At 53.6% G+C, this 599-nt stretch carries 7 tRNA genes; all 7 read left to right on the forward strand.

Features of this window, described 5'->3' with window-relative positions:
• Positions 1-23: 23 nt before the first annotated feature.
• A tRNA-Met gene (locus AC1VNJ_RS26825) sits at positions 24-100 on the forward strand.
• A gap of 4 nt (positions 101-104) precedes the next feature.
• Positions 105-180: transfer RNA gene (locus AC1VNJ_RS26830), tRNA-Asp, on the forward strand.
• Positions 181-188: 8 nt separating this feature from the next.
• Positions 189-264 (forward strand) — tRNA-Phe (locus AC1VNJ_RS26835).
• A gap of 10 nt (positions 265-274) precedes the next feature.
• A tRNA-His gene (locus tag AC1VNJ_RS26840) sits at positions 275-350 on the forward strand.
• Between the two features lie 11 nt (positions 351-361).
• Positions 362-435, forward strand: a tRNA-Gly gene (locus AC1VNJ_RS26845).
• 6 nt (positions 436-441) lie between these two features.
• A tRNA-Ile gene (locus AC1VNJ_RS26850) sits at positions 442-518 on the forward strand.
• Between the two features lie 3 nt (positions 519-521).
• Positions 522-596 (forward strand) — tRNA-Asn (locus tag AC1VNJ_RS26855).
• The last annotated feature ends 3 nt before the right edge of the window (positions 597-599 follow it).

A 599-nucleotide genomic window follows, 5' to 3' on the forward strand; every position in this document is an offset into this window, starting at 1 on the left:
TATTTATATCATATTCATATCATCGCGGGGTGGAGCAGTTCGGTAGCTCGTCGGGCTCATAACCCGAAGGTCGCAGGTTCAAATCCTGTCCCCGCAACCAAAGTGGTCCCGTGGTGTAGCGGTTAACATGCCTGCCTGTCACGCAGGAGATCGCGGGTTCGATTCCCGTCGGGACCGCCATTTTGTTTGGCTCGGTAGCTCAGTTGGTAGAGCAAAGGACTGAAAATCCTTGTGTCGGCGGTTCGATTCCGTCCCGAGCCACCATTTTAAGACGGCGATTGTGGCGAAGTGGTTAACGCACCGGATTGTGGTTCCGGCATTCGTGGGTTCGATTCCCATCAGTCGCCCCATCTTAAGTAACGCGGGTGTAGTTTAGTGGTAAAACCTCAGCCTTCCAAGCTGATGTCGTGAGTTCGATTCTCATCACCCGCTCCAAATAATGGGCCTATAGCTCAGCTGGTTAGAGCGCACGCCTGATAAGCGTGAGGTCGGTGGTTCGAGTCCACTTAGGCCCACCATATTCCACAGTAGCTCAGTGGTAGAGCTATCGGCTGTTAACCGATCGGTCGTAGGTTCGAGTCCTACCTGTGGAGCCATAC

The organism is Priestia sp. 3CA3 (assembly GCF_056836725.1).